The organism is Streptomyces sp. NPDC000941 (genome assembly GCF_053599555.1).
Window position 1 is genome coordinate 1 of the sequence record NZ_JBSFMM010000524.1, and the last position, 1,805, is coordinate 1,805.

Here is a 1,805-nt window from a genome sequence, read left to right on the forward strand (position 1 = left end):
CACCGCTCCCAGCCCGGACCCGGCCCCGGACCCGGCCGCGTGGCCGCCGCCCGGCGCGGTCGCGGTCGACGTCGACGCGCTGTACGAGCGCCTGGCAGGCGAAGGCTACCGCTACGGCCCGGCGTTCACCGGGCTGCGCGCCGCCTGGCGGCTGGGCGAGGAGATGTACGCCGAGGTGGCGCTCGGCCCCGGCGAGCGCGGCGACGCCGCCCGGTACTCGCTCCACCCCGCGCTGCTGGACGCGGCGCTGCACCCGATCGGCGAGCTGTTCACGGGCGAGGACCAGGCGGGCGGCGCGCCCGGCACGGTCCGGTTGCCGTTCTCCTTCGGCGGGCTGCGGGTCGTGGCGGGCGGCGCGTCCCGGCTGCGTGTGCGGACCACGCCGACCGGCACGGACAGCGTGACGCTGCGGCTGTCCGACGAGGCGGGCGCCGAGGTCGCCACGATCGAGAGCCTGACGCTGCGGACCGTCCCGGCCGAGCGGTGGCGGTCGGCGACGGCCACGCCCGGCGGGCCGCTGCCGCTGTACCGGCTGGAGTGGGAGCCGTTCGCGCTTCCCGCCGCGCCGCCCGAGGCCGGCGCCGACGTGCTCCTGACCGGCGAACTTCCCACCGCGATGCGCCTGACGCGCCACCCCGGCGCGACCGGCGGTCTGATCCTGCTGAGCGTCGGCACCACCGACACCACCGACACCACCGAGGGGGACGCCGAGCCGCCCGCACGGGTCCGCGCCGCCGCGCACGGCGTTCTCGCGCCGCTGCGCGAGGTGCTGTCGGACGACGCCGACGCCCGCCTCGCCGTCCTCACCACCGGCGCTGTCGCGACAGGCCCCGGCGACGCGCCGCCCGGGCTGGCGGGCGCCGCGGTCTGGGGCCTGCTGCGCGCCGCCCAGGCCGAACACCCCGACCGCATCGTCCTGGTCGACACCGACGACACCCCCGCCTCCCGCGCCGCACTGCCCGCCGCCATCACCGCCGCCGAGCCGCACCTCGCGCTGCGCGAGGGGCAGGCGTACGCGCCCCGCCTCGTCCGAGCCCCTCTCCCCGAGCAGACGCCGCCGCCCCCGCTCGACCCCGAGGGCACGGTCCTCGTCACCGGCGGCACCGGCTCCCTCGGGCGGCTGGTCGCCCGCCACCTCGCCGAGGCACACGGCGCCCGCCACCTGCTGCTGGTCAGCCGGAGCGGCCCGGCCGCCGACGGCATCGAGGCGTTCGCCGCCGAACTGGCCGAGCTGGGCGCCGAGGTGCGCGTCGCGTCCTGCGACATCACCGACCCCGAGGCCCTGGCCGCGCTGCTCGACGCCATCCCCGGCGCCCATCCGCTGACCTCCGTCGTCCACACGGCGGGCGTCCTCGACGACGGCCTCGTCACCTCCCTCACGCCCGGGCAGCTGGAGGCCGTGCTCGCGCCGAAGGTGGACGCCGCCTGGCACCTGCACCGGCTGACGCGGGACGCCGGCCTCGCCTCCTTCGTCCTCTTCTCCTCCGCCGCCTCCGTACTGGGCAACGGCGGGCAGGGCAACTACGGCGCGGCGAACGCGTTCCTCAACGCCCTGGCCGAGCGCGTCCGCGGCGACGGCACCCGCGCCGCCTCGCTGGCCTGGGGCCTGTGGGGCGGCGGGGCGGGCATGACGGAGCACCTGGCCACCGCCGACCTGGCGCGGATGGCGCGCTCGGGCACCGCGGCGATGCCGCCGGAGCAGGGTCTCGCGCTGTTCGACGCGGCGCTCGCGACCGGCGACGCCGTGCTGGTGCCCGCCAGGTTCGACCTCGGCGTGCTGCGCGAGCAGGCCGCCGCCGGGACCC

At 78.7% G+C, this 1,805-nt stretch carries 1 protein-coding gene; it reads left to right on the forward strand.

Features of this window, described 5'->3' with window-relative positions:
* Positions 1-1,805: SDR family oxidoreductase (locus ACWDSL_RS53255; protein ID WP_450496970.1), on the forward strand; the 1,805-nt coding region annotated here is incomplete at both ends.